At 69.9% G+C, this 24,677-nt stretch carries 21 protein-coding genes, 1 tRNA gene and 3 pseudogenes; 9 read left to right on the plus strand and 16 right to left on the minus strand.

What is annotated here, in order from left to right:
• Positions 1-4: 4 nt before the first annotated feature.
• Positions 5-579: pseudogene (locus ABTV91_RS13700) on the minus strand (Maf family nucleotide pyrophosphatase).
• 201 nt (positions 580-780) lie between these two features.
• Here ABTV91_RS13700 and ABTV91_RS13705 point away from each other — a divergent pair.
• From ABTV91_RS13705 to ABTV91_RS13725, 5 genes are all read left to right on the plus strand, one after another.
• Positions 781-1,515 carry an SIMPL domain-containing protein gene (locus ABTV91_RS13705; RefSeq protein ID WP_433851921.1) on the plus strand — a complete coding sequence of 245 codons (735 nt, stop codon included), beginning with the start codon at positions 781-783 and terminating at the stop codon, positions 1,513-1,515.
• A gap of 198 nt (positions 1,516-1,713) precedes the next feature.
• Positions 1,714-2,385: an energy transducer TonB gene (locus tag ABTV91_RS13710; RefSeq protein WP_433851922.1), complete on the plus strand. Its 672-nt coding sequence runs from the start codon at positions 1,714-1,716 to the stop codon at positions 2,383-2,385.
• A 183-nt stretch (positions 2,386-2,568) separates the two neighbouring features.
• Entirely contained in the window at positions 2,569-5,376 is a 2,808-nt protein-coding gene (locus ABTV91_RS13715) for a TonB-dependent receptor (RefSeq protein ID WP_433851923.1), read from the plus strand.
• A 248-nt stretch (positions 5,377-5,624) separates the two neighbouring features.
• Positions 5,625-6,659 carry a sensor histidine kinase gene (locus tag ABTV91_RS13720; RefSeq protein ID WP_433851924.1) on the plus strand — a complete coding sequence of 345 codons (1,035 nt, stop codon included), beginning with the start codon at positions 5,625-5,627 and terminating at the stop codon, positions 6,657-6,659.
• Entirely contained in the window at positions 6,638-7,360 is a 723-nt protein-coding gene (locus ABTV91_RS13725; RefSeq protein WP_433851925.1) for a LytR/AlgR family response regulator transcription factor, read from the plus strand. The genes ABTV91_RS13720 and ABTV91_RS13725 overlap by 22 nt, the downstream gene beginning before the upstream one ends.
• Here the strand turns inward: ABTV91_RS13725 and ABTV91_RS13730 are convergent.
• The 8 genes from ABTV91_RS13730 to leuS form a co-directional block, all read right to left on the minus strand.
• A complete protein-coding gene (locus ABTV91_RS13730) occupies positions 7,338-8,729 on the minus strand; it encodes a serine hydrolase domain-containing protein (protein WP_433851926.1) in 1,392 nt (463 codons plus the stop codon). The genes ABTV91_RS13725 and ABTV91_RS13730 overlap by 23 nt on opposite strands.
• A gap of 399 nt (positions 8,730-9,128) precedes the next feature.
• Positions 9,129-9,205 (minus strand) — tRNA-Asn (locus tag ABTV91_RS13735).
• Between the two features lie 24 nt (positions 9,206-9,229).
• A complete protein-coding gene (gene rlmH, locus ABTV91_RS13740) occupies positions 9,230-9,700 on the minus strand; it encodes a 23S rRNA (pseudouridine(1915)-N(3))-methyltransferase RlmH (protein WP_273082062.1) in 471 nt (156 codons plus the stop codon).
• Between the two features lie 76 nt (positions 9,701-9,776).
• Positions 9,777-10,190, minus strand: a complete 414-nt coding sequence (gene rsfS, locus ABTV91_RS13745; protein ID WP_433851927.1) for a ribosome silencing factor — start codon at positions 10,188-10,190, stop codon at positions 9,777-9,779.
• 58 nt (positions 10,191-10,248) lie between these two features.
• A complete protein-coding gene (nadD, locus tag ABTV91_RS13750) occupies positions 10,249-10,953 on the minus strand; it encodes a nicotinate-nucleotide adenylyltransferase (RefSeq protein ID WP_433851928.1) in 705 nt (234 codons plus the stop codon).
• A 2-nt stretch (positions 10,954-10,955) separates the two neighbouring features.
• Positions 10,956-11,999 carry a DNA polymerase III subunit delta gene (gene holA / locus ABTV91_RS13755; protein ID WP_433851929.1) on the minus strand — a complete coding sequence of 348 codons (1,044 nt, stop codon included), beginning with the start codon at positions 11,997-11,999 and terminating at the stop codon, positions 10,956-10,958.
• Between the two features lie 42 nt (positions 12,000-12,041).
• Positions 12,042-12,587 carry an LPS assembly lipoprotein LptE gene (gene lptE / locus ABTV91_RS13760; RefSeq protein WP_433851930.1) on the minus strand — a complete coding sequence of 182 codons (546 nt, stop codon included), beginning with the start codon at positions 12,585-12,587 and terminating at the stop codon, positions 12,042-12,044.
• A gap of 316 nt (positions 12,588-12,903) precedes the next feature.
• Positions 12,904-15,546, minus strand: a complete 2,643-nt coding sequence (gene leuS / locus ABTV91_RS13765; protein WP_433851931.1) for a leucine--tRNA ligase — start codon at positions 15,544-15,546, stop codon at positions 12,904-12,906.
• A 219-nt stretch (positions 15,547-15,765) separates the two neighbouring features.
• Here leuS and ABTV91_RS13770 point away from each other — a divergent pair, with 219 nt between their 5' ends.
• Complete coding sequence (locus tag ABTV91_RS13770) at positions 15,766-17,052, plus strand: amidohydrolase family protein (RefSeq protein WP_433851932.1); 1,287 nt, start codon at positions 15,766-15,768, stop codon at positions 17,050-17,052.
• A gap of 41 nt (positions 17,053-17,093) precedes the next feature.
• Here ABTV91_RS13770 and ABTV91_RS13775 read toward each other — a convergent pair whose 3' ends face one another.
• The 7 genes and pseudogenes from ABTV91_RS13775 to ABTV91_RS13805 form a co-directional block, all read right to left on the minus strand.
• Complete coding sequence (locus ABTV91_RS13775; protein WP_433854227.1) at positions 17,094-17,369, minus strand: hypothetical protein; 276 nt, start codon at positions 17,367-17,369, stop codon at positions 17,094-17,096.
• A 55-nt stretch (positions 17,370-17,424) separates the two neighbouring features.
• Positions 17,425-17,697, minus strand: a pseudogene (locus ABTV91_RS13780) (DUF998 domain-containing protein); the annotation flags it as partial.
• Between the two features lie 98 nt (positions 17,698-17,795).
• The gene (locus ABTV91_RS13785) at positions 17,796-18,077 is read right to left on the minus strand and encodes an OmpA family protein (RefSeq protein ID WP_433851933.1); all 282 of its coding nucleotides are present in this window, start codon (positions 18,075-18,077) and stop codon (positions 17,796-17,798) included.
• Entirely contained in the window at positions 18,035-18,565 is a 531-nt protein-coding gene (locus ABTV91_RS13790) for an outer membrane protein assembly factor BamE (RefSeq protein WP_433851934.1), read from the minus strand. Before ABTV91_RS13790 ends, ABTV91_RS13785 begins: the two co-directional genes overlap by 43 nt.
• 71 nt (positions 18,566-18,636) lie before the next feature.
• Positions 18,637-21,453, minus strand: a complete 2,817-nt coding sequence (locus tag ABTV91_RS13795) for a YadA-like family protein (RefSeq protein ID WP_433851935.1) — start codon at positions 21,451-21,453, stop codon at positions 18,637-18,639.
• A 274-nt stretch (positions 21,454-21,727) separates the two neighbouring features.
• Positions 21,728-21,847, minus strand: a pseudogene (locus tag ABTV91_RS13800) (ESPR domain-containing protein); the annotation flags it as partial.
• A 187-nt stretch (positions 21,848-22,034) separates the two neighbouring features.
• Positions 22,035-22,877, minus strand: coding sequence for a helix-turn-helix domain-containing protein (locus tag ABTV91_RS13805; RefSeq protein WP_433854186.1), 843 nt, complete (start codon positions 22,875-22,877; stop codon positions 22,035-22,037).
• Positions 22,878-23,457: 580 nt separating this feature from the next.
• Between ABTV91_RS13805 and ABTV91_RS13810 the strand changes: the two genes are divergently transcribed.
• Genes ABTV91_RS13810 through ABTV91_RS13820 form a run of 3 tightly spaced genes read left to right on the plus strand, consistent with a single transcriptional unit; the run spans position 23,458 to position 24,668 of the window.
• Positions 23,458-23,637, plus strand: coding sequence for a Flp family type IVb pilin (locus tag ABTV91_RS13810; protein ID WP_057505198.1), 180 nt, complete (start codon positions 23,458-23,460; stop codon positions 23,635-23,637).
• Between the two features lie 13 nt (positions 23,638-23,650).
• Positions 23,651-24,187, plus strand: coding sequence for an A24 family peptidase (locus ABTV91_RS13815; RefSeq protein WP_433851936.1), 537 nt, complete (start codon positions 23,651-23,653; stop codon positions 24,185-24,187).
• A 16-nt stretch (positions 24,188-24,203) separates the two neighbouring features.
• Positions 24,204-24,668 carry a pilus assembly protein gene (locus ABTV91_RS13820; protein ID WP_433854187.1) on the plus strand — a complete coding sequence of 155 codons (465 nt, stop codon included), beginning with the start codon at positions 24,204-24,206 and terminating at the stop codon, positions 24,666-24,668.
• The last annotated feature ends 9 nt before the right edge of the window (positions 24,669-24,677 follow it).

Below are 24,677 nucleotides of genomic sequence, written 5' to 3' on the forward strand. Positions count from 1 at the left end.
CCGTTCAATCCTTCCCTGCGCCGAAACCGCGCAGCAGCGCGGCGGTCTGCTGCAACGGCAGCCCCATCACGCCCGAATAGCTGCCCGCCAGCCGGCTGATCCAGCGTTCGGCGCCGCCCTGTATGGCGTAGGCGCCGGCCTTGCCCATCGGCTCGCCGCTGGCGACGTAGGCGGCGATCTCGTCCTCGGCCATCGCCGCGAACGTCACCTCCGATTCGACCACCGCCAGGTCCTCGCGCGCATGCGCCACCAGCGCCACCGCGGTGATGACCAGGTGGGTGCGCCCGGCCAGCGAACGCAGCATGCCCGCGGCATCGCCGGCGTCGGCGGGCTTGCCGTAGACCCGGTCGCCCAGCACCACTTCGGTGTCCGAACCGAGCACCACCGCCTGCGGGTCGTCGGCGACCCGCGCCAGGCCGGCGCGCGCGCCTTGTCCAGCGCGACGCGGCGCACGTAGGCCGCCGGCGTTTCGGCGGCGCCGCGGATTTCCGGTACGTCCAGGTCCAGCGCGCGGAACGGGATGTCCAGGCGCGCAAGCAGTTCGTTGCGGCGGGGGGAGCGGGAAGCGAGATAGAGCATCGGCGAAGCATAACCTGCGCCCGTCGCGGCCGGCGCTGCCGCCTGCCGGCGCGCTCGCCATGGACCACCCTTCCCGCCTACGCTTCGCCCGTTCCCGGCTGAACCGCGGGCAAAGCCGACGCTGCGCCCGCGACCCCGCCTGGCCTCACCGCCCGTTCATCGCCACCGCACCACCCTCGCATCCATCCAAGGAGGATCCACATGCGCCATTCCGCACTCGCCCCGCTGCTGCTCGCCCTGTCCTTCGCTTCGGGAGCCCCGATGACCGCCCACGCCCAGAACGCCCCGGCCGTCGTGGCCAGCGACGCCACCCTGCTCAACATCTCCGCCCAGGCCGAGGCCCGGCGCGTGCCGGACGTGGCCATGCTGTCGGCCGGCGTGGTCACCCAGGCTGCCGACGGCAACACCGCCATGCGCGAGAACGCCGTGCAGATGGACAAGGTGATGGCCGCGATCAAGGCCGCCGGCATCGCCGAGCGCGACATCCAGACCAGCGGCATCAACCTGAGCCCGCAGTACCGCTACGCCGAGAACGAAGCGCCGAAGATCACCGGCTACCAGGCCAGCAACACCGTCAGCCTGAAGGTGCGCGACATCACCAGGCTGGGCAAGGTGCTCGACAGCCTGGCCGCGCAGGGCGCCAACCAGATCAACGGCCCCAGCTTCGAGATCGACCAGCCCGAGCCGGTCTACGACGAAGCGCGCGTGGCCGCGCTGAAGAAGGCCCAGGCCCGCGCCGAGACCTACGCCAAGTCGCTGGGCCTGCGCGTGCGCCGCATCGTCAGCATCTCCGAGGGCGGTGGCGGCGGCTTCCGCCCGCCGATGCCGATGATGACGATGGCGCGTTCGGCCAAGGCCGAGATGGACACGGCGGTGTCGCCGGGCGAGACCACGCTGTCGGTCAGCCTGGACGTGGTGTTCGAACTGGGCCGCTGAGCCTTCGCTTCTACGTTCCCGGAAAACGGCGCCTGCGGGCGCCGTTTTCCTGTCTGGCGGCTGACCAGGAAATCCGCCCCCGCTTGCCGGATCGCCGCTTTGCAGGCGCACTGCAGGCACGCGGGCCGGAACATCGCAACCCCGTCCCGCGTCACCGAGCGTTGTTCTCCAGCACACACCCACGCATGGAGGTGGCACATGGTCCGCACGCAGCCCGGCATTTCCCCGATCCGTTTCGACACCTCCCGCATCCTCGCCTACAGCACGGCCATCGCCCTGCATGCGCTGGCGGCAGGATTGCTGCTCATCCCGTTGTCGCAGGCCCCCATCCGCAGCGACGCCGCTCCCCGCGAGCCGCGCTGGCAGCTGCCGGAGATCGTCCCGGTGGCGCCCACGCCCCCGCCGCCGGTTCCGGTGCCGGTGGTCAGGCAGACGCCGCCGCCATCGCGGCACGCCCTGCCGGTGCCGGTGGACAACGCACCGATGCCGGTCTTCGCCACCGAGGCGGTCATCCCGCTGCCGGCAGCGCCGACTTCGCCCACGCCCACCGACACCGGCCCGGTCGCCGATTCGATCGCGCCGCCCGCACCGCTGGCCGGCGTGCAGCTGCGTTACCTGCACGCCCCGGCACCGGCCTATCCGCGCGACGCCCTGCGTGTCGGCGCGCAGGGCACGGTGACGCTGCGCGTGCTGGTCGGCGTGGACGGCAGGCCGCTGGAAGTGAGCGTCGAGCGCAGCAGCGGCAACCGCAGCCTGGACAACGCCGCGCGCAGCCAGGTACTGCGCCAGTGGACGTTCCAGCCGGCCACCGACAACGGGCGCGCGGTGCAGGCCTACGGCCTGGTGCCGGTCGATTTCAAACTGAATTGAGGCCTTGGCGGTCCGCAGGGAAGCGCAGCTGAACGCTTCCTTGCGGACCCTCTCTCCGACCTCGCCTATTAATCGATTTTTCACTGTTATCTCACCCGGGAAAAACCTAGATTCGCGGCCGTCGATGTCCCCCCGGCCGCCATCCGGCGGCTTCTTCGCCGCAGTTCCCCTGGAGAGAAGACCGTGAAACATCCGACCCATCGGCAGTCCGCCTGCCGCCCCACCCGCCTCTGCGCTTCCATTTCCGCCAGCCTTGCGCGGCGGCTGCTGGTGCCGGCCGCACTGGTCCTGGCCGCCCCCGTGGCCATGGCGCAGGACCCGCAGGAAAAACCGACCACGCTCGACCGCGTCACCGTCACCGGCTCCAACATTCCCCGCACCGACACCGAGACGCCCTCGCCGGTGCAGGTCATCACCCGCCAGGAAATCGACCGCACCGGCAAGAACAACGTCGCCGAGTACCTGCAGACGCTGACCGCCGACGGCGCCGGCTCCATTCCCAAGACCTTCGGCAACGGCTTCGCCGGCGGCGGCGCCGGCATCTCGCTGCGCGGCCTCGGCGCCGGTTCCACCCTGATCCTGTTGAACGGCCGGCGCATGGCCACCTATGGCCTGGCCGACGACGGCCAGAAGGTGTTCACCGACCTGAGCACCATCCCGCTGGACGCGGTCGAGCGCATCGACGTGCTCAAGGACGGCGCCTCGGCCATCTACGGTTCGGACGCCATCGCCGGCGTGGTCAACATCATCCTGCGCTCGGACTTCACCGGCGCCATCCTGCGCGGCTCCTACGGCCTGTCCGGCGACAGCGACGGCGACCAGCGCAAGGCCACCCTCACCGCCGGCACCGGCAGCCTGGCCGAGGACGGCTGGAACGCGTTCTTCAGCCTGGACGTGGGCAGGACCGACGCGATCCGCACCTCCGACCGCCGCGGCCGCAAATGGATCGGCACCGGCGACCTGCGTCCCTGGGGTTACGACATCGACGGCAGCCAGTTCCTCGCCGGCGCCTTCAACGGCACCGCCGGGCAGGGCTCCTCGCCCACCGGCAGCGTCTATTCGCCCGACGACAGCACCATCACCAGCCTGCCGGGCTGCGCGGCGCTGTCGCCGGTGTCGCCGCAGGACCCGCGCGGCGGCTGCGTGTGGGACGCCACCCGCTTCCGCGACCTGGCGCCGGAAGAGAAATACGCCAACGTGTTCGGCCGCGCCACGTTCGCCTTCGGCGACAGCTCCGAGGTCTACGTGGAGATGGGCTATTCGAAGAAGAACACCACCTTCCGCAACACGCCGTCGAACATCTCCGGCAGCTGGGGCTACCCCGGCGGACCGGTCAACGCCAACAGCGGACCGGGCGCGATCATGCTGGGCGCCGACCACCCGGACAACCCCTACGGCGTACCGGTGCGCGTGCGCTATTCGGCTTTCGACGTCGGCCCGCGCGTGACCGACAACACCAACGAGTTCATCCGCTTCCTGGCCGGGGTCAAGGGCAGGTGGGGCGACTGGGACTACGACACCGCCTACCTGCATTCGAGCACCAGCCTGCTGAACGAGCGCACCGGATTCCTGCGCTACAGCGCGGTGCAGTGCGCCCTGTCCGGGCCGTCCTGCCCCGGCGGCATGTGGAACATCGGCCAGGGCGCGGAGAACAACCCGCAGAGCCTGTACGACTACATTTCCCCGACCATCAGCGCGCGCGCCAAGAGCGAGCTGGACATGTTCGACTTCAAGGTGTCGCGTTCGCTGGCCGACCTGGCGGGCGGGCCGCTGGGCCTGGCGCTGGGCACCGAGTGGCGCAAGACCAGCAACTCGCTGACCCCGCAGACCTATACCGACCAGGGCGACATCATCGGCCTGGGCTACTCGGCCTACGACGGCACGCAGAACGTATACGCCGCCTACGCCGAACTGTCCGCGCCGGTGCTGGAGCAGCTGGAACTCAACGCCGCGGTCCGCTACGACAAGTACGAAAGCGGCGACGGCGCGGTCAAGCCGAAGGTCGGCTTCAAGTGGACGCCGGCGGAATGGATCGCCCTGCGCGGCACCTACGCCGAGGGCTTCCGCGCGCCCAACCCGGCCGAGAACGGCGTCGGCGGCCTGGCCGCGTTCTCGCGCGCCAACGACCCGGTGCGCTGCCCCGACGGCGTGCCGGCGCCAGGCGCGACCCAGGCCGACTGCGGCCTGCAGCCGGTGGCGATCATCACCAAGCCCAATCCCGACCTGAAGCCGGAGGAGTCCAAGAGCTACTCGCTGGGCATCGTGCTGCAGCCGACCCGCACCACCTCGATCACGGTCGACGCGTGGCGCATCAAGCGCAGCGACGAGATCGCCCAGGGCGACACCGACGCCGCCATCGCCACCGGCAACGTGCTGCGCGATTCCAACCTGCTCAACGGCGTGCCCGGCACCGGCTCGATCCTGGCGGTGAACACCTCCTACGTGAACGCCAGCCAGTCGACGGTGGAAGGCGTCGACGTGGACGTGCGCCAGGACATCCCGCTGGGCAATGCCGGCGACCTGCGCCTGGACGCGCAGTGGAGCCACACCCGCAAGTTCGAGCGCACCGACGGCGGCATCACCCACGAGTACGCCGGCACCCACGGCAACTGCGACGTGACCAACTGCATCGGCACGCCCAAGGACCGGGCCAACTTCGGCGCGACCTGGAGCCGCGATGCCTGGTCGCTCAGCGGCATCGTCAACTACATCGGCAGGATGGACAACAAGGACGAGCGCGGCGGCGACTACCTGTCGTTCTACGCCGACGGCACGCCGGTGGAGAAGATCTCCTCCTTCACCACCTTCGACCTGTCCGGGCGCTGGAACGTCACCGACGCGCTGGAGCTGAGCGCCTCGGTGCAGAACGTGTTCGACCGCATCGCACCGCTCGACCCGGCCACCTACGGCGCGGTCAACTACAACCCGCTGCACTACAGCGGCGCCATCGGCCGCTACTTCACCGTCGGCGCCAAGTACACCTTCAACTGATCCACCCGCCGATCGCGTCGGCGCGGAAGCCCGGGCATGTCCCGGGCTTCTGTTTCGCCGGCCCGGCACGAAGACCCCCGTGCACGGACACGCGGACCGCCGCACCGCGGCGGCTCGGGCACTGCACCTGTCGCAGGAACGCACACGGAACGCCGAGCGACAAGGCATGGCATCGGGCGCGCGTTGCCGGAACCGAGGTGCGGGACGATCAGGTAGAGTACCGCCCTCACATACACGGAACCGTTCCCGTGACGCCCAGGTTCTGGCTGCTGCAGGCAGTGGGTTGGTCCTTTTTCCTGCTCATCGCCTACATCGCCAGGCCCAGCGAGGAGGCTGTTGCGGAAACCCTGCAGTTCCTCGCGGTCGGCGCGGTCAGCGCCGGCGGCCTGGTGGCCAGTCTCGGACTCCGCTGGCTCTACAGGAAATGGCACGCCGATGGCTATGGCGAACTGCGCTGGCTCGGCATCGTGCTGGTGGCCAGCCTGCTGGCCGCGGTGGCCGTCGACGTGCTCTTCCACGCCGCGCTGTTCCTGCTGGCGGACCTGTCGCCCAGCCTGGCCGCACTGCAGGCCGCGCAGCCGATGATCTCGCGCGCGCCACTGCTGGCCTGCGCGTTCTTCGCATGGAGCCTGCTGTACCTGGCCATCAGCCGGCAGACCCGGCTGGCGGAGGCCGCGCGCCATCAGAACGACCTGCGGCTGGCGCTCAGGGAAGCGGAACTGCAGCGGCTGCTCAGCCACGTCGGCCCGCATTTCACCTTCAACACGCTCAACAACATCCGCGCCCTGATCCTCAAGGACCCCGAACTGGCGCGCGAGCAGATCGGCCGTTTCGCCAATACGCTGCGCTACCAGTTCACCGGCGGCACGGAGGCGCTGGTGACCGTTGAAGAGGAAATGGCGGTGGTCCGCGACTATCTGAGCCTGGCAGGCCTGCAGCTCGGCCCCCGCCTGCGCTACGGCGAACGGGTCGACGCGCGGGCGCTGCAGATGCGCATCCCGCGCTTCTGCGTGCAGCTGCTGGTCGAGAACGCCCTCAAGCATGGCCTCGGTCCAAGCAGCGCGGGCGGCGAACTGGAAGTGGACATCGCGCCGCGGGACGACGCGCTGCACGTCCAGGTGCGCAACACCGGCTGCCTGCGGGCCGCGGACGGGACCACGGGAACCGGGCTGGACAATCTCAGGCAGAGGCTGCAGCTGTCGTTCGGAAACCGGGCCGGCTTCCATCTGGGAGAACAGGACGGCTTCGTGGTGGCCAGGGCATGGATCGGGAGCACGGCATGATGGAAGCGGTGATCGTCGAGGATTCGGAGCTGGCGCGCTTCGAGCTGGAACACCAGCTCCGGAACCATCCCGGGGTGACGGTGGTCGGCCATGCCGGCGATGTCGAGGCCGCCATCGCCTTGATCGAATCCAGTGCCCCCGACCTGGTGTTCCTGGACATCGATCTGCCGGGCGGCAACGCCTTCGACGTGCTGGAACGCCTGACGCGCGTGCCGCGCATCGTCTTCACCACGGCCTTCGATGCCCATGCGCTGAAGGCGTTCGCCTACAACACGGTGGACTACCTGCTCAAGCCGATCGAGCCGCAGCGGCTGGCGCAGACGATGGGCAAGCTGGCCGGCGTGCTGTCGGCCACGCCGGCCCGCCGCGCCATGGACAGCCCGCTCTTCATCAAGGACGGCGACCACTGCTTCTTGGTGAAACCGCGCGACGTCCGCCTCATCGAAGCGGTGGGCAACTACAGCCGCGTCCATTTCCAGAACCAGTCGCCCCTGCTTTACCGCCCGCTGGGCGCCATCGAGGCGCAGCTGCCGCCGGAGCGGTTCTTCCGCGCCAACCGCCAGCACATCGTCAACCTCGATCATGTCGAGCAGGTCGCGCCGTGGAGCAATGGCGGACTGATGCTCACCCTGCGCGGCGGGTTCGAGATCGAAGTCTCCCGCCGCCAGGGCGTGCGCTTCAGGGACGCGCTGAGCCTGTAGCCGGGGCGACGGCCGCGGCGGGTTCCCGGTATCCGTGGCTCTCCCCCATCAACCGGTCGTGCAGCGTCATCATCGCGCGACCGTCGCCTGCGCTGGAGAACGTCAGGTAATCCGTGCCGCCATCCAGGTAGTAGCGGCCATCGGCGGCCGGCGTGACCGATACCGGCACCTCGCCATCGCCTTCCCGCAGCAGCTGCATCGCACCGTCGACCTTGGACAGGATGCGCACGTCGTCCTTCGCCAGTACATAACGGCCCGACCAGGCGGCATCCGCCGCGCCGGGCGGCACCGCGGCCGCATAGGGCCTGCCCGCCGCGATGGCCGCGAGCTTCACGGTCAACTGGGTGGGATCGAGGAACTCCGCGTTGGTCAACACGGTCGCGAAGACATCCGGCGACTTCAACCGCACGACGTAGCTGTTGAAGCCGTTGATGAAACCGCCATGTTCGACATCGGCCATGCCCTGGACCTGTCCGATGATCCAGCCGAAACCGTAGGGGGACCACGTGCCGTCGGCCAGGCGCGTCCGGCCCATGGCCTCGGCCAACAGCGGCGCGGGCACCAGCACGCCATCGCGCAGGGCGCGGTGCCAGATCGCCAGGTCGTCCACCGTGCTGATCAGGCCGCCGGCCCCCTGCGGCTGCGACATGCTGATGAAATCGGCATTCTGCAGTTCGCCCTTCGAGCGGCGATAGCCATGGGCGCGGCCGGGAATGACGGCCAGGTGATCGTCGTAGCGGGTCTGGCGCATGCCCAGCGGCGCGAAGATCGCCTCCTGCAGATAAGCCGCATAGGACACCCCGGACACGCGTTGGATCAGATGGGTCAGCACGATGTAGTTGGAATTGCTGTAGCGGAACCGCGTACCGGGAGCGAACTCCAGCGGCAGATCCTTGAAATAGCCCATCAGGCCGGGCGCGTCCGCCTCGTTCCTGCGCGCGGCGCGCGAGGCGGGAATGCTGCTGATGTTCCTGATGCCGGAGGTGTGCGTGAGCAGTTGCCGCACCGTCACCTTGGCCATCGGCCCGGCAAGCGCCGGATCCAGCGAATCCAGCGTCGCCGCGAGGTCCAGCTTTCCGGCCCGCACCAGCATCAGCACCGCCATGGCGGTGAACTGCTTGCTGACCGACGCCAGGCGGAGCGCCGCCTCGGGGCGCATGGCGACGCCGTTCTCGACATCGGCCAATCCGTAGGCCTGCCGCAGCAGCACCGTGTCCCCGCGCGTCACCAGCACGACGCCACCCGGCGGCCCGTCCTTGAAGAAGCTTGCCGCTTCGCGCGCCAGCGCGCGGGCCGCCGCCCCCGTCTCGTCGGCTTCCGCGGCAGCCGCCGTATCCGCCGCGGCCAAGGCCGCCATCAACGCCAGCATTGCAAATACTTTCATGCGCCTTCTCCCCGAATGGATGGCGCCAGCGTAGGCAAGCCGCCGCATCGGACCGAGCGATATATGACGTGCGGTCCGGAGAACGACCGAACGGTCGCCGGACGATGGGAGCGGTAGTGCCCCGCCGCCGGTACGGAGCCGACAGCGCCCGACGGCATGGACATGCGCGGAGGCATCCACGACGACGCGCAGCCGCCGCCCGCCAGGCATGCGGTAGCGAAGGCGGCTTCCCTAAGCACGCGCGTGATCGCGCCGGATGCCACCGCCAACGAGACCGGGGCCCACCGCGCGGCGCCGAAGCGCGGCCGCCGGGATTGATGGAACCGCGGCACTTTCCCCGGGCAACAAAAAAGGCCTGCATCTCACGATGCAGGCCTTCGAATCTGGCGCCCGAAGTTGGACTCGAACCAACGACCCCCTGATTAACAGTCAAGTGCTCTAACCGGCTGAGCTATTCGGGCGGGGACGCGCATTCTATACGCATGTCAGGCGCGATGGTAGGGGTGGTTGGCGAGCATCGCGGCGGCACGGTACAGCTGCTCGGCGACCACCAGCCGCACCAGCATGTGCGGCAGGGTCAGCGGGCCGATCGACCATTTCTCGTCGGCGATCGCCGACACCTCGGGCGAATGCCCTTCCGGGCCGCCGATCAGGAACGCGAGGTCGCGGCCCTGCGCGCGCCAGTGTTCCAGGCGCTGGGCGAGCTGCTCGGAGCTGAGCTGGCGGCCGGGCACGTCCAGCGCCACCACGTACGGATTCTTCGGCAGCGCCGCCAGCACGCGCCTGCCTTCGTCCTCGATGGCGCGCTTCGGGTCGCGGCCCTTGCCGCGCAGGCCCGGCTCGATCTCCACCAGTTCCAGCGGCAGCCAGTGCGACAGGCGCTTCTGGTACTCGGCGAAGCCCTGCGCCACCCAAGATGGCGCGCGTTCCCCGGTGGCGATCAGTCTGGCTTTCATGGCGCGGCTCCCGGCATGGCGTCGAAAACGAAGACGGCGCCCTGCGGCGCCGTCGCGAAGGCAGGCAACGGGCGGATCAGCCCGCTTCCTGCTCTTCCCCGTCGGCGGACGGCGGCTGGTCGCCCACCGTCCACAGGCGCTCGAGCGCGTAGAACTCGCGCACGCGCGGCAGCATCACGTGCACGATCACGTCACCCAGGTCCACCAGCACCCACTCGGCCTCGCGCTCGCCTTCCACGCCCAGCGGCATCACGCCCAGGTCCTTGGCGAAGCGCACCACTTCGTCGCCGATGGATTTGACGTGGCGGGTCGAGGTGCCCGAAGCGATGACCAGGTAATCCGCCACGCTGGACTTGCCGCGGACGTCGATCTCCACGGCGTCCTTGGCCTTGAGCTCTTCCAGCGCCGCGTGCACGGAGGCCAGCAGGGCGGGAACGGACGGCGGCGGATTGGGCAACTGGGTCTTGATGACTTGGGCTTCGGTGGTCAAAGCGGCGGAACTCGATGAATGAAGGGGCGATTATAGAGAACCCGGCCCCGCCCGGCATTCACGCCGCGGCGCTGCCGTACAGGCGATGGGCGGCGATGTAGTCGGCGACCGCGGCCGGCACCAGACCGCGCCAGTGGCCGCCGGCGGCGATCAGGCCGCGCACGGCGGTAGCCGATTCGGCCTGCAGCGGCTGGCGCAGGCGCCAGACCCGGCCGGCCGGCTGCCCGTGCAGGCACGTGGGAGCGTCGGCCCAGGCATCGCGCAGCCGCGCGGCCAGCCCCCCGGGCAACTGCCCGTCCAGCGCATTGCCGGGGCGTTCGGCGACGACGATATGCGCCAGGTCGAGCAGGTGTTCCCATTCATGCCAGGTCGGCAGGCCCAGCAGGCTGTCGGCGCCCATCAGCAGCGCCACCGGCGTTCCCGCGCCGGTTTCGCCGCGGATCTCGCGCAGGGTATCGACGGTCCACGACGGCACGCCGGGCTGGCGGGCGGCGCGCCGCAGTTCGCGGGTATCGACCTGCATACCGTCCTCGCCGGCGACCGCCAGTTCCAGCATGCGCGTGCGCTGCCGCGCGTCGGCGCCCGGCGGCGGGCGGTGCGGCGGATCGGCGGCCGGCATCAGCCGCACCGGCGCATGCAGCTCGTCGCGCGCGCAGCGGGCGATGGCCAGGTGGCCGTTGTGGACCGGATCGAAGGTGCCGCCGTAGATCAGCAGCAGGTCGGAATCGGGCCGGTTTCCACGTGGCCCCGGTGCGGGGATCACGGTCAGCGCGCTCCGCGCGCCAGCAGGCGCACCGCCTGCGCTTCGGCCACGGCCAGCAGCAGGCGTTCCAGCGCCAGCCACGGATCGCCCTCGGCGCGGCCCTTGGCCATGCGGTCGACCTGCCCGGCCTCGGCCACGAAGCGTTCCCAGCGCTGCGGCGCCGGGTGCCGCTGCAGCGCGCGCTTGAACGGCGCCTGCCGCGATTCCCAGATGCCGCGCGCCTTCATCTCGCCGGCGAGGTTGCCACCGTTGGCCTGCACCCGCGCCAGCCCGGCGGTGAGCAGCAGTTCGCGGATCAGGATCGGGGTCAGCGCGGCCACCGCCTCGCCCTCGGCGCGCAGCCCGGCGAGCATGCGGATGACCGCCGGCGGTTGCCCGGAGAACGCTGCCTCGACCAGCCGGAACACGTCGTAGCGCGCGGCGTCGGCGACCAGCGCCTCCATTTTCGCCACGTCCAGGGTCTGGCCCTCGGCCAGCAGCGCGAGCTTGTCGATTTCCTGCGCGGCGGCCAGCAGGTTGCCCTCCACGCGCTCGCTCAGGCGCTGCACCGCGGCCGGCTCGGCGCGCAGTCCCCGGGCGCGCAGGCGGCGTTCGATCCAGTCGCCCAGCTCATGCGGCTTGATCGCCCAGGCCACCGACAGCACGCCGATGCGCGCCACCGCGTCGGCCCATTTGCCGTGGTGGGATTTGCTCCATTCGCCGGCGGTGATCAGCAGCACCACGTCGGCCGGCGGCCGCGCGCAGAACTCGCTGATGACCTCGGCGCCCTCCTTGCCCGGCTTGCCGCTGGGCAGGCGCAGCTCGACCAGCCGGCGCGCGCTGAACAGGCTCGGCGCGTTGAAGCTGGACGCCAGCTGGCCCCAATCGAAATCGCGCCCGTCGGCGTCGAACACCTCGCGCTCGCCGATGCCTTCGGCGCGCGCCCTGGCGCGCACCGCGTCGGCCGCTTCCAGCACGCGCAGCAGTTCCGGGCCGGCGATCAGGTAGACAGGCGCCAGCGGCTGTGCGCCGGCCTGGGTGGCGAGCTGTTCGGGACGCAGTTCCATCGCTCAGCGCCCGCGCGCCGGGACCGCCATCGTCGGCATGCCTCAGTCGTCCTTGCCGGCCGCCGGCACGGCGCTGCGTTCCTTCTCCATCTGCGCGCGCACCACGCTGTCGATGCGGCGCAGGATCGACGCCGACATCTCGCGGCGCAGTTCGTCGGCCAGGATCTCGCGCTCGGTCGTGGTGCCGGTGGCGTCGGTCGGCTCGGACACGTAGTCGCGAGACAGCTCGATCACCTGCTCCGGCACCAGCACGCTGCCGTCCGGACGCTGGAAGGCGAACACGACCGCGTAGCGCATGCTGTATTCCTGCGTGCGGCCCTGCGCGTCGATGGCGATCGGCAGGTCGCCCCAGCGCTCGGAACGGACCTGCAGCCGCGCCGCGCCCTTGCCGGGCTCGTCCTCGCCGACCACGACCGCGCCGGAGGCATGCAGCCCGCGTCCCAGCAGCTTGACCAGCTCGCTGTAGCGCACCGTGGATTCGACCTTCACCGCCGGCGTGTCGTCCGGCAGGGTGAGCCTGTTGCGCAGGTGGAAGCCGCAACCAGTCAGGCTCACGGCAAGGACGAGGGCGGTCAGGTATCGGGTCATGGGCACAGTCTGGCGGAGCCGGCCAGGAGCGGCAACAGAAAACGGCCCGCATCATCGCCCATCGGGTGTGAGCGGGGATGAAACCGCATCGTCAGCCTATCTGTTCTGGAGCGGACACCATGCGTGAGACAAGACAGAGCTGGAGCAGTCGCTCATGCGGCCGGGTAAGCATTTGCGGAAAAGCTGGTCGCCACCTCCATGCCCCCCAAGTTGGGGGGCGATCCGCGCGCAAGCGCGGATGGGGGGATGGAAGCTCAAGGCGCGGGGCCCAAAGTTCCGCAGGCGGAACTTTGGGGGTTGATCCGCCGCAGGCGGATCAACCCGCCACGATGTTGACGATCTTGCCCGGGACGATGATGACCTTGCGCACGGCCAGGCCTTCCAGGAACTTGGCCGCGTTGGGCTCTTCCTTGGCGGCGGCCTCGATCAGCTCGCGGCTGGCGTCGGCGGCGACGTCGATGGTGCCGCGCAGCTTGCCGTTGACCTGCACCGCCAGGGTCAGCGCGTCCTTGACCAGCGCCGCGGCGTCCACCTGCGGGAACGGCTGGTCTTCGAGCAGCGTCTCGGCGTTGCCCAGCAGTTGCCACATCGCGTGGCAGGCGTGCGGGGTGATCGGGTTCAGCAGCAGCACGGTGGCCTGCAGGGCCTCCTGGCGCACCGCGCGGCCCTGCGCGCTGGCATCGTCGAACTTGGCCAGCACGTTGAGCAGCTCCATCACCGCGGCGATGGCGGTATTGAAGGCGTGGCGGCGGCCATAGTCGTCGCCGACCTTGCCGATGGTCTCGTGGGTCTTGCGGCGGATCGCCTTCTGCTCGGCGTTCAGCGCCGCGACGTCCAACTCCGGCGCGCTGCCGTCGGCGACGTGCTTCTGCACCATCGCCCACAGGCGGCGCAGGAAGCGGGCCATGCCGTCCACGCCGGCCTCGTTCCACTCCAGCGACTGTTCCGGCGGCGCGGCGAACATCGAGAACAGGCGCACGGTGTCGGCGCCGTACTTGGCCACCATCGCCTGCGGGTCGACGCCGTTGTTCTTGGACTTGGACATCTTCTCGGTGCCGCCGATCACCACCGGCTGGCCGTCGCCGCGCAGGGTGGCGCCGGTGATGCGGCCGCGCTCGTCGCGCACCACGTCCACGTCGGCCGGGTTGAACCAGTCCTTGGAACCGTCGCCGTTCTGGCGGTAGAAGGTCTCGGCGATGACCATGCCCTGGCACAGCAGGTTCTGCGCCGGCTCGTTGCTCTCCACCATGCGCGCGTCGCGCAGCAGCTTGTGGAAGAAGCGGAAGTACATCAGGTGCAGGATGGCGTGCTCGATGCCACCGATGTACTGGTCCACCGGCAGCCAGTAGTTGCCGCGCTTGTCCACGGCTTCGCGCGCGCCCGGCGAGGTGTAGCGGGCGTAGTACCAGCTCGACTCCATGAAGGTGTCGAAGGTGTCGGTCTCGCGCTCGGCCGCGCCGCCGCATTCCGGGCAGGTGGTCCTGCGCCATTCCAGGTCGGCCTTGAGCGGCGAACCGGTGCCGTTGAGGGTGACGTTCTCGGGCAGCACCACCGGCAACTGGTCTTCCGGCACCGGCACCGCGCCGCAGGCGTCGCAGTAGATCACCGGGATCGGACAGCCCCAGTAGCGCTGGCGGCTCACGCCCCAGTCGCGCAGGCGGTAATTGACGCGGCGCTGGCCCTGGGCCTTGCGCTCGAAACGCTCGGCCAGCGCCTCGAAGGCGCCCTGGAAGTCCAGGCCGTCGAACTCGGCGGAATTGACCAGTTCGGTTTCGCGGGTCTTGTCGCCGTACCAGTCCTGCCAGCGGGCCGGATCGTAGGTACGCTCGTCGTCGTTCTTCGGGTGCTTCAGCGCGATGACCTGCTTCTTGGGCAGGTTGTACTTGGTGGCGAACTCGAAATCGCGCTGGTCGTGGCCCGGAACGGCCATCACCGCGCCGGTGCCGTAGCCCATCAGCACGAAGTTGGCGACCCAGATCGGCACCTGCTCGCCGCTGACCGGATGGATGGCCTTCAGGCCGGTGTCCATGCCGCGCTTTTCCTGGGTTTCCAGCTCGGCCTCGGACACGCCGCCCTGCTTCAGCTCGGCCAGCATCGCGGCCAGCGCCGGGTTGCTCTTGGCCGCGTGCAGCGCCAGCGGGTGTTCGCCGGCGATGGAAACGAAGCTCACGCCCATCACCGTGTCCGGACGGGTGGTGAACACGCGCAGCGGGTCCAGCGCGGCGCCGTCGACGTCGCGCACGTCGAACTGGATCTCCAGGCCTTCGGAACGGCCGATCCAGTTGCGCTGCATGGTCTTGACCGAATCCGGCCAGCCCGGCAGTTCGTCCAGGCCGTCCAGCAGCTCCTGGGCGTAATCGGTGATGCGCAGGAACCACTGCGGGATCTCGCGCTTCTCCACCAGCGCGCCGGAGCGCCAGCCGCGGCCGTCGATGACCTGCTCGTTGGCCAGCACGGTATTGTCGACCGGGTCCCAGTTCACCACCGAGTTGCGGCGGTAGGCCAGGCCCTTGCGCATCAGCCGGGTGAACATGCGCTGCTCGTGCACGTAGTAGTCCGGCGTGCAGGTGGCGAACTCGCGCGACCAGTCGATCGCATAGCCCAGCGACTTGAGCTGGCTGCGCATGTGGTCGATGTTGGCGTAGGTCCACTTGGCCGGCGCGGTCCTGTTCTTGATCGCGGCGTTCTCCGCCGGCAGGCCGAACGCGTCCCAGCCCATCGGCTGCAGCACGTTGTGGCCGGTCATGCGCTTGTAGCGGCTGATGACGTCGCCGATGGTGTAGTTGCGCACGTGGCCCATGTGCAGCGCGCCGGACGGGTACGGCAGCATCGACAGGCAGTAGTACTTGGGCTTGTCCGAGGTTTCGTCGACCTCGAAGGCGCGGGTGGTTTCCCAGTACTTCTGGGCAGCGGTTTCGACCTGCTGGGGATCGTAGATGGGCGTTTCGACGCTGGACATGAACGCGTTGGGGCGGCGGCAAAGCGGGACAGCGTACCGCAGTGCACCAGAGTGCTCCAATCCGGCCCACGGCGGCGCCCGCCGGAAAAAGCGGTTTCCTTCAATATCAATCGCTTGCGCGCCCCCGCCCTGCACCACCCTCGGCGTCCCTGGAGGCCGCGCCGGTTTCCCGCGCCGGCCCGCTATGCTGCCGCTTCCATCCCTGGGGGAACACCGCCGATGCCGATCCGCCGCCGTCACCTCGCCTGTCTCCTGCTGCTGGCCTGCGCGCCGGCCTGGGCCGAACCCGTCGCCGTGCAGTGCGGCCGCCTGTTCGATGCGCGCAGCGGCCAGCTCAAGGGACCGCACACGCTGCTGGTGGCCGACGGCCGCATCCAGCAGGTGCTGGCCGGCGCCGATGCCGGAACCGGCGGCGCGCGCGTGGTTGATCTGCGCGACAAGGTCTGCCTGCCCGGCTGGACCGACCTGCACGTGCACCTGGGCAGCCAGTCCAGCCCGCAGAGCTATTCCGAAGGCTTCCGCCTGGACCCGGTGGACTATGCCTTCCGCGCGGTGGGCTACGCCGAGAAGACGCTGATGGCCGGCTTCACCAGCGTGCGCGACCTCGGCGGCGAGGTCAGCCCGCACCTGCGTGACGCGATCAACCAGGGGCTGCTGAAGGGGCCGCGCATCTTCGCCGCCGGCAAGTCCATCGCCACCACCGGCGGCCATGCCGACCCGACCAACGGCTGGAACGACCAGCTCTCGCACCTGATCGGCCCGCCCGGCCCCACCGAGGGCGTGGTCAACTCGGTGGACGACGCGCGCCAGGCGGTGCGCCAGCGCTACAAGGACGGCAGCGACGTCATCAAGATCACCGCCACCGGCGGCGTGCTCAGCTACGCGCGCTCCGGCGACGCGCCGCAGTTCACCGTGGACGAGATCAAGGCCATCGTCGATACCGCGCACGACTACGGCTTCCGCGTGGCCGCCCACGCCCACGGCACCGAGGGCATGAAACGCGCGGTGCTCGGCGGCGTCACCAGCATCGAGCACGGCACCTACATGGACGAGGAGGTCATGCGGCTGATGAAGCAGCACGGCACCTGGTACATCCCCACCTTCTACGCCGGGCGCTTCGTCACCGGGAAGGCGGCCATCGACGGGTATTTCCCCGAGGTGGTGCGGCCAAAGGCGGCGCGCATCGGCGCGCTGATCAGCCAGACAGCGGCCAGGGCCTACCGCAACGGGGTCAAGATCGCCTTCGGCACCGACCAGGGCGTAGGCCCGCATGGCGACAACGCGCGCGAGTTCATCTACATGGTCGAAGCCGGCATCCCCGCCGCGTACGCGCTGCAGGCCGCCACCGTGCACGCCGCGCAGGTGCTGGGCGTGGACGACCAGGGCGTGCTGGAAGCGGGCAAGCGCGCCGACGTGATCGCCCTGGCCGCCGACCCGCTGGAGGACATCCACGCGGTGATGGACGTGCGCTTCGTGATGAAGGACGGGGTGATCTACAAGCAGTGACGGCTACGCGCGCTTCCCTTGGCGGGAGCGCGCCGCCCTGCTCAGCGCGGCGCCATCCGCGCCAGCAGCGCCAGCCACAGCGCCCAGCCCAGGAAGGCCAGCCGCTGCGCCATCGCCACCGGCATGACGCTGCCGAACACGAAGGCGCTGCACAGCATCCACACCGCGCAGGCCACGGCAAGGGTGGCGACCGGGCGCCATGCCGCATCGCGCGCGGCGCCCACGCGCAGCATCGCCGCGCCGGCGCAGAACGCCACCAGCCACAGCAGCCAGACGCTGGCATGCGCCTGGCTGGCGCGGTTCTCGATGTCGTCCACGTCCAGCGGGGAAAACGCCCATCGCCGCGAAGGCCAGCCCGGCCAGCAGCAGCATCTGCCCGGCCACGCGCAGCGGCCGCGAGGCGGCGGCGGGCATGCGCAGCAGCAGGCCGAGCGCGGCCAGCGCCGCCAACAGGCCCGGCACCACGAAGCCCACGGCGTTGAACGCGCCCGCGCCGGGGAGACCGGTCGCGCCCAGCAGCGAAACCGGGTGGCGCATCTGGTCGTAGAACGGCAGGCGCGCGCCGAACACCGCCAGCGCCACCAGCCACACCACCACCGACGCCGGACCCGCCCAGCGCAGCATCTGTTTCCACACCATCCGCATCCGATCCCTTCGACGCCGGCGCGCGCAGGCGCCAGCCAACGGCGGCGATTGTGAGGGTTGCGCCGCCGGCGCGCACGCCTGCGCGGCGCGCGGACGGCTCAACCGCCGGCTCCGGCGATCTCCACGCGGCGATTGGGCGCCAGGCAGCGCACGCGTTCGGCGCGCGGCGCCTGGCCGCAGTCGACCAGCGGCTGCGCGCTGCCGCGTCCTTCCGCGCGCACCGAGCCGGCGGGAATGCCGCGCGCCACCAGGTAATCGCGCACCGCGTCGGCGCGGCGCCGGGACAGCCGCAGGTTGTAGGCATCGCTGCCGATCTGGTCGGTGAACCCGACCACGGTCAGCTGCGCCGTGCCGGCGCGCGCGCCCAGGCGGGCGACCACCTCGTCCAGCCGCGCTCTGCCCGCTTCGGACAGGTCCGCGCTGTCGAAAGCGAACAGCGCATCGGCGGAGATGCGCAGCGGTGCCGCGGCGCGGCGGCCGGTGGCGGCGGCGGCGCGGCCGCGACCGGCGCCGGTTCCAGCAGCGCCGCGCAGGTGGCCGGTCTCCACGACTGGCCCACGGCCACGCCCTTGCCATCGAAATGGATCTGGAACTGGCACTGCACCGGCGGCGCGCCCACCGACCGGCGGAAGTTGAACAGGTAGTTCCATTCGCGCACGCCCCACAGGCCTTCGCCGAAATGCGGCGTGCCGAGCAGCGCGTGCAACTGCTGCTTGTTCATGCCCGGCGCGTACTGGCGCAGTCCTTCCAGGCTCACGTAGGTCCCGCCGGCCGGATACGCGCGCGCCGGGTCGGGGAAATCCCCGCGCACCTGCGCGCCGCCGCAACCGGCCAGCAGCGCCGCCATCGCCATCGTCGTCCACTTCATGTCCATGCCCCCCGATGCGTTGATCATTCATGTGCGCGGCGGCACCGGCCCGGCCGGTGCGCGCCGCCGGTTCACCACTGGAAACCGGCGCCCACGGTGACGCCGCCGTCGCCGCGCGTATTGGCCGAACCGCTCAGCTTGTAGATCCAGCGCCCGCCGTCGGTGACGCCGGAGATGCCCACCGCCATGCTGGATTCGCCATGGAAAGTGCTGGCCGAGAACGCGGCCATGCGCCGGCCCGCTTCGGTGGGCTGCGGCAGCCCGGCCATCGCCATGGCCGAGGCGATGCCGGCCGAGGCGCGGTTGTCGACCCGGTTGATGTCGCGGCCGATGTCGCCGAAGCGTTGATCGGTGTAGTTCTTCGACCAGTCCATCACGTCCCCCAGCCCCTTGTTGAGTTGCGCCACGTTCACCGCGTCGGTGTCGGCCACCCCGGCGGCGACGTTGTGCACCGCCACCGCCCTGCCCGCCTGGCCGAGGGTCACGCTGCCGTAGTTGGTGCTGCCATCGCCGTTCTGGTCGTAGCGCAGCGTGCCCTGCTGCGAGGCCTGCAGCTGGCGCAGGTTGACCGCGTCGCTGGCCTGCGTGGCGTCGGCCACGTGGGTGATCTGGCGTTCGTGCCCGGCGCTGCCCACCGACACCGAATTGGCGCGGTCGGCGACCGAGCCGGCGCCCAGCGCGACGCTGCCGTCGGCCGTGGCCGTGGCGCCGTCGCCCAAGGCGACGGACTGCGCGCCGGAGGCCATGGATTGCGGGCCGGCGGCCATGCTGTCCTGGCCGGTGGCCGATGCCGCGGCCTTGGTCGACTTCACCGCGAAATAGGCATTGCCGGTGCCGCCTCCGCCATTGGTGGGCGTCGGGGTGACCAGCAGGCCGCGCAGGTGCGCCAGCGAGTCGCTGATCGAGCCGAACGCCGCGCCGATGCCCGCGTACTGGTTCAGCGACAACTGGCCGTTGGCGCCGATGGCGTTCAGCGCGTAGGACGGCATGGACAGCGCGCCGTTGGCGCCCAGCGTCGCGCCGCCGCCGATCAGCGCCGCCAGCGAATTGCCGAACCCGTACAACTGCCCGCCGTTGATCGCCTGCATGCTCCCGGCCGCCACCGCGCCGGCGGCGAGATTGCCCACCACCGTGCCCTGCGGCGCGTTGCCGCCCCCCAGCGTCACCCGCCCATAGTCGGGGTTGCCCTGCGCGTCGTCGTCATAGGTCACCGCCGACTGGCTCACGCCGGCGATCAGCGACAACGCGCCCTTGAGCTGCGCCACGTTCACCGCGTCGGTCATCTCCTGGCCGGCGGCGACATGGGTGATCTGCCGCTCGCGCCCGGCCGAACCCACCGCCACCTCGCCGATCGAGTTCTGCGGCGCGGACAGGCCGAAGGCCGCGTAGCCGTTCCTGCCGCCACGGTCGGCATTGGACTTGTAGCCCAGCGCCACGCTGTTGGCCTTGTCCGAGGTGGCGCCCGCGCCGAGCAGGGTCTGGCCGTTGGCCGTGCCCGAGGCGCTGTCGCCGATCACCACCGAATGACCCAGCCGCGCGTCGTAGTCGGCCGTGGGCACGCCGCTGGGGCCGGTGCCGCCGGCGCCGGGGAAGACCACGTCCGCGTCCTGCTGCGCCAGGCGATGCTGGGCGTTGGTGCCGATCACCACCTCCTTGGAACCGTTGGCGTAGGCGCCGTCGCCGATCAGGACCTGGTAGTCCTGCGCCGCGTTGACGCCCCAGCATTCGACCGTGACCAGGCCCAGCCCCAGCGGATCGGCGCAGGTATCGGCCCACGCCGGCGCGCTGTCCGGCAGCAGCAGGCCCAGCAGGCCGTTGGGCTTGCCGTTGTTGATGTTGTAGATGTAGTTGTCCGAGGTGACGCCGCCGATCAGCGTCATGTGCGAATTGCCGCCGGTGGCCAGGCCGCCCAGTCCGTCCAGCACCTGTCCGACCGGACTGAGGTTGACCACCGGCACGCCCGCCACCGTGGTCACCGCGTACGCCTGCGCGATGTTGGCGTTGCTCATCGCCAGGCCGCCATTGCGCAGGTAGCCGTCGCCGCCGAACAGGGTCGAGACCGAGGGGCCGGCCAACTGGTCCACCGTGCCGACCAGCCCGCCGTTGCCGACCACCAGACCGCTGGGCCGCGCGACGGCCAGCGCGCCGGCACCGGCGTTGGCGGCCGGCTGCCCGGTCAACTGGCCGACCACGTTGGACACGCTACCGGTCAATCCGCCGGTGATGCCGTCGATCACCTGCTGCAGGCCGCCCAGGCCCGATGCGGAGCCGGTGAGGCCCGACAGCGTGCCGGTGACGGTGCCCGTCGCCGCCGACACCGTGCCGCCGACGGTGCCCAGCAGCGCCTGCACGGTGCCACTCACCTCGCCCTTGCCCAGTGCGCCGGTCGTCGCCTGCACGCCCTGCGTCACGGTGGTGACGGTCTGCGACAGGCCATCGCCCAGCACCGCCGATCCGGTGAGCTGGCCAACCAGGGTGCCGGTCCTGTCGCCGACGCCATCGAGGACCGGCGCGGCACCGTCGACCACACCATCGACCAGTCCACCCGCACCACTGCCCTTGATCAGGCCACCGGTCAGCTCCTCCACCGCGCTCACGGTCGAAACCAGCGTATCGCGCAGCGGGTTGCCGCCATCGCCGTCCTCCTTTCCGCCCGGCGAAAGCACGTTGCCCAGTACCTGCAGACCCGTGCGGGTCACCGTGCCCACGGCACCTGCCGTTGCGTCCTCCTTGAGCGTCAGCGCCTGCGGCAGCTTGCCGGCGATCCCCGGCAGCGTCGCCACCGCTTTCGTCGTGCCGGTGAGCGCATGCACCAACGGCCGCGTCACCGCTGCCTTGGCGGCCGTCGCTTCGGCCACCCGCGGCAACCGCGAGGCGGTCGTGGTCACGGCCGCGACCGGCGCGGCCACCGCGCCTGCGGCGCGCGCAATCACCGGCGGCGGCTGGGCTGTTGTGGCTGCCGCCGATCCGCACGGAAGCGCCGAGGGATACCGCCGCCGTGGCGCTGAGGGACGGATGGGAGGGAAGAACGGCCGGTGCGGAAGTTTCCTGCGCGGTGTACTTGGCGACCAGCGCCTGCAGGTCGTCCAGGCGCGCGTCGCCGGCCTGCGCCGGTGGCGCCATCGCCAGCATCAGCATGCCGCCCATGCCCAGCAGCGCGCCGGCCTGCCCGGCATGCAGGCGCCGGGCGGCACCGCGCTTTCCGCCTGCGCTTGCCAGCTCCGACCCCACGACGAAGGCATTCAGGGCGTGGTTCCATACCAGTCTGTAGATGCGATTCATGACGTGTCCCCGTGCAATGCGAGCGTCCCGCCCCGATGGGGGACGTCATCGCTTGGATCGCACTACATCAGGAACGCGCGGCCGCCTTTGCCTGTATCCGGCACATCGCTATGGCTATCCGGCAAACCTGTGCGCACTCCCGGCAAACCCATGCACGGAATCGGCAAATACGCCGCGGACGCGGCCCTCAGGGGTCGGAGAAGGTGCCGCGCATCAGGGTTTCGCTCGGCAGCTCGCCGAATACCCGCCGGTAATTGTCGGCGAACCGCGACAGGTCCCACAGGCCGCAGCTCAGCGCGATCGACTTGACCGACTTGCGCCCGGCATCAGCGGAGGAAAGGGTGCGGCAGGCCTCGCACAACCGCAGCATCGACAGGTAGCGCACCGGCGATATGCCCACCAGTTCCTCGAAGGCGTAACGCAGCGCGCGCTCGCTCACGCCCGCCGCATCGCACAGTTCCTGCATGTAGATGTGCCGGCGGATGTTGGCGCGCATCAGGTCCTCGGCTCGGCGCAGGATCAGGTAACGCACGCGGCGGTTGCGGCTGCAGACGCGGCGCTCCACCGGGCCGTTGGCGAACAGCTCGCCGGCATGCGCGTCGAGCAGCGCGTCGATCTCGTTGGCGGTGACCTCGCCGCGGCGGATGCGCTGCTGCAGGCCCTGGTAATAGTCCTGCAGCGGCGGCAGTTCGCGACCGCTGACCAGGGGAACATCGACGCCGCCGGCATCCAGGCTGCCCAGGCGGCGGCTGGCCGCGCGCTCCTGGAAGCGCCGCAGCGGCACCAGTACGAAGGTCACCCGGCTGTTCGCTCCCAGCGCGAACTCGGTGACGCCTTCGGGCATCACTGAAATGATTCCGCCCGGGGACAGCGGTACGCCGTGGCACCAGCTGGTCTCCGGATCCACCGTTTCCATCCAGCCGAGCAGGCACCAGTCGACCGGCAGCAGGAAACGCCCGCGCGTGCGCGCGGCGATCTCCAGCGTGCACAGCAGTGCCTGGTCGTGGACGAACGACGTCACCGACGCCATCGGTGGCTGGCCGTCCAACAAAACCAGTTCGACATGGCAGACGCGGAGGACGCTCCCCAGCGTGGACAGGTCGAACGACCTCAAATGCCGATCACAGATCATCGCATCCATGTGAACGCCCATGCCCGGACGGGTTTTCCCGTCGTAAGCCTGACCTTCGGATGCGGCCGACGCCCCCGGGCGCACCCCCCCTTTCCACTGCGGGCCGGAAACCGGATGGAAACCCCGCATCCCGGTATTTCCCGTTCCGCCGGCAATACATAACCGGCGGAACGGGATGACCATGTGTACGCCGCCCACTCAAATAGAGAAATCCATCACACTTATGCACATCCGCAATATCTTGCCGAATATGTGTATGCGCGCCCGGTTCGAATTGGAATGATCCTTCCCGGGCATGCCTGCCATGCCACAGGGGGAAACAATGGGGATTACCGCCGGGCGATTATCCGGCGGCTCCGCATCAGCACCTCTCCCTCGGCCAGGCCGCATGCCCGTGACAATCCCCGCGGGTGTCGCCACCCGCGTTCGCCCGGTGTACTCCGGCGCGTTGCCGGCCCGGGCTTTCATGGAGAGCATCATGAACGCCAAGATCCGCAGGTTTTTCGCAGAGGAAGACGGTGTCACCGCACTGGAGTACGGCCTGCTCGCCGCCGTCGTCGCGGGCGCGCTGGTGGTCGTCGCCGGTCCCGCGCTACGCGATTTTTTCACGGCGCTGTTCGCCCAGCTGACGGCAGCCGTCACCGCCGCATTCGCTTGACGGACAAGCGGCCATGCCCCCGCTGTCGGCAGCCATCGCGGTGATTCTGGGCCTGCAGGTCGTCTGCACCGACCTGTACGCCCGGCGCGTTCCCAACCGCGCGTTGCTGGCGGCAGCGGTGGCCGGGAGCGTGGCGATGCTGATGTTGCCGGGGTTCTCCACCGACATGCCCGACGCGATGGCGGGCCTGCTGCTCGGCCTGGTCCTGCTGCTTCCCTTCCACCTGATCGGATGGATGGGCGCCGGGGACGTGAAACTGTTCTCCGTGCTCGGCCTGCTGCTGGGCGGCGACGCGCTTGTTCCGCTCTGGATAATCGCCAGCCTGCTCGCGGGCGTGCACGCGGCGGCAGGGATGGCGGCGAAAAGCGGCGTCACCCTGGGTTTCATCAGCCGGTCTCCACCGGCGCTGCGCGCATATATATTCGTGAATGGAATCGATCTGTTCAACAGAATGAAAGCGTCGCGCGAAGGACGCAAAGGCATTCCTTATGCGGCCTATCTCGGCATCGCGACCCTGCTGATTGTTTTCACCGGGGTTTCACATGGATAAACGAATACACCACCGGATCAATATAAAAAGACAGCGCGGCGTGGTCAATATCGAATATGCCCTGCTGCTGATGCTGGGAATATTGCCGCTGCTGCTGATCACCTTCACGGGGGTAATGGTCTTCGCCGCGCAGCAATCGCTGACCCTGGCCGCCAGCGAAGGCGCCCGCGCCGCCCTGCGCTACGGCGATGTACCGGCGCGTCGCAGCAGCGCCTGCCAGGCCTCGGCCCGTTCGATGCAGTGGCTGCTCAATTTCTCCGGCGAGACGGCCGGCTGCCCGGCGGCGGCGGCCGCGCCCATCGTCGTGTCCGGCGCCTATCCCTGCGCCAGCGACGGCACGACCCGCTGCATGCAGGTCAGCGTTTCCTACGACTACGACCGGCATCCCTTCGTTCCCGGGACCGGCCGGCTGCTGGGCTGGGTGCTGGGCGAGCGCATGCGCAGCAGCGCCATCGTGCAACTGGATACCGGCGGCAACTGAATCCATACG

It is taken from the genome of Stenotrophomonas nitritireducens, from assembly GCF_050984405.1.
Lineage (GTDB): Bacteria > Pseudomonadota > Gammaproteobacteria > Xanthomonadales > Xanthomonadaceae > Stenotrophomonas > Stenotrophomonas nitritireducens_B.

Excerpts from the sequence above, each read along its gene's own strand:
- ABTV91_RS13805 (WP_433854186.1), bottom strand. The coding sequence starts at position 22,877 with ATGGCGTCGGTGACGTCGTTCGTCCACGACCAGGCACTGCTGTGCACG.
- ABTV91_RS13790 (WP_433851934.1), bottom strand. The coding sequence starts at position 18,565 with ATGAAGTGGACGACGATGGCGATGGCGGCGCTGCTGGCCGGTTGCGGC.
- ABTV91_RS13810 (WP_057505198.1), top strand. The coding sequence starts at position 23,458 with ATGAACGCCAAGATCCGCAGGTTTTTCGCAGAGGAAGACGGTGTCACC.
- ABTV91_RS13725 (WP_433851925.1), top strand. The coding sequence starts at position 6,638 with ATGGATCGGGAGCACGGCATGATGGAAGCGGTGATCGTCGAGGATTCG.
- ABTV91_RS13710 (WP_433851922.1), top strand. The coding sequence starts at position 1,714 with ATGGTCCGCACGCAGCCCGGCATTTCCCCGATCCGTTTCGACACCTCC.
- ABTV91_RS13705 (WP_433851921.1), top strand. The coding sequence starts at position 781 with ATGCGCCATTCCGCACTCGCCCCGCTGCTGCTCGCCCTGTCCTTCGCT.
- ABTV91_RS13770 (WP_433851932.1), top strand. The coding sequence starts at position 15,766 with ATGCCGATCCGCCGCCGTCACCTCGCCTGTCTCCTGCTGCTGGCCTGC.
- ABTV91_RS13730 (WP_433851926.1), bottom strand. The coding sequence starts at position 8,729 with ATGCTGGCGTTGATGGCGGCCTTGGCCGCGGCGGATACGGCGGCTGCC.
- rlmH (WP_273082062.1), bottom strand. The coding sequence starts at position 9,700 with ATGAAAGCCAGACTGATCGCCACCGGGGAACGCGCGCCATCTTGGGTG.
- leuS (WP_433851931.1), bottom strand. The coding sequence starts at position 15,546 with ATGTCCAGCGTCGAAACGCCCATCTACGATCCCCAGCAGGTCGAAACC.
- holA (WP_433851929.1), bottom strand. The coding sequence starts at position 11,999 with ATGGAACTGCGTCCCGAACAGCTCGCCACCCAGGCCGGCGCACAGCCG.
- ABTV91_RS13815 (WP_433851936.1), top strand. The coding sequence starts at position 23,651 with ATGCCCCCGCTGTCGGCAGCCATCGCGGTGATTCTGGGCCTGCAGGTC.
- lptE (WP_433851930.1), bottom strand. The coding sequence starts at position 12,587 with ATGACCCGATACCTGACCGCCCTCGTCCTTGCCGTGAGCCTGACTGGT.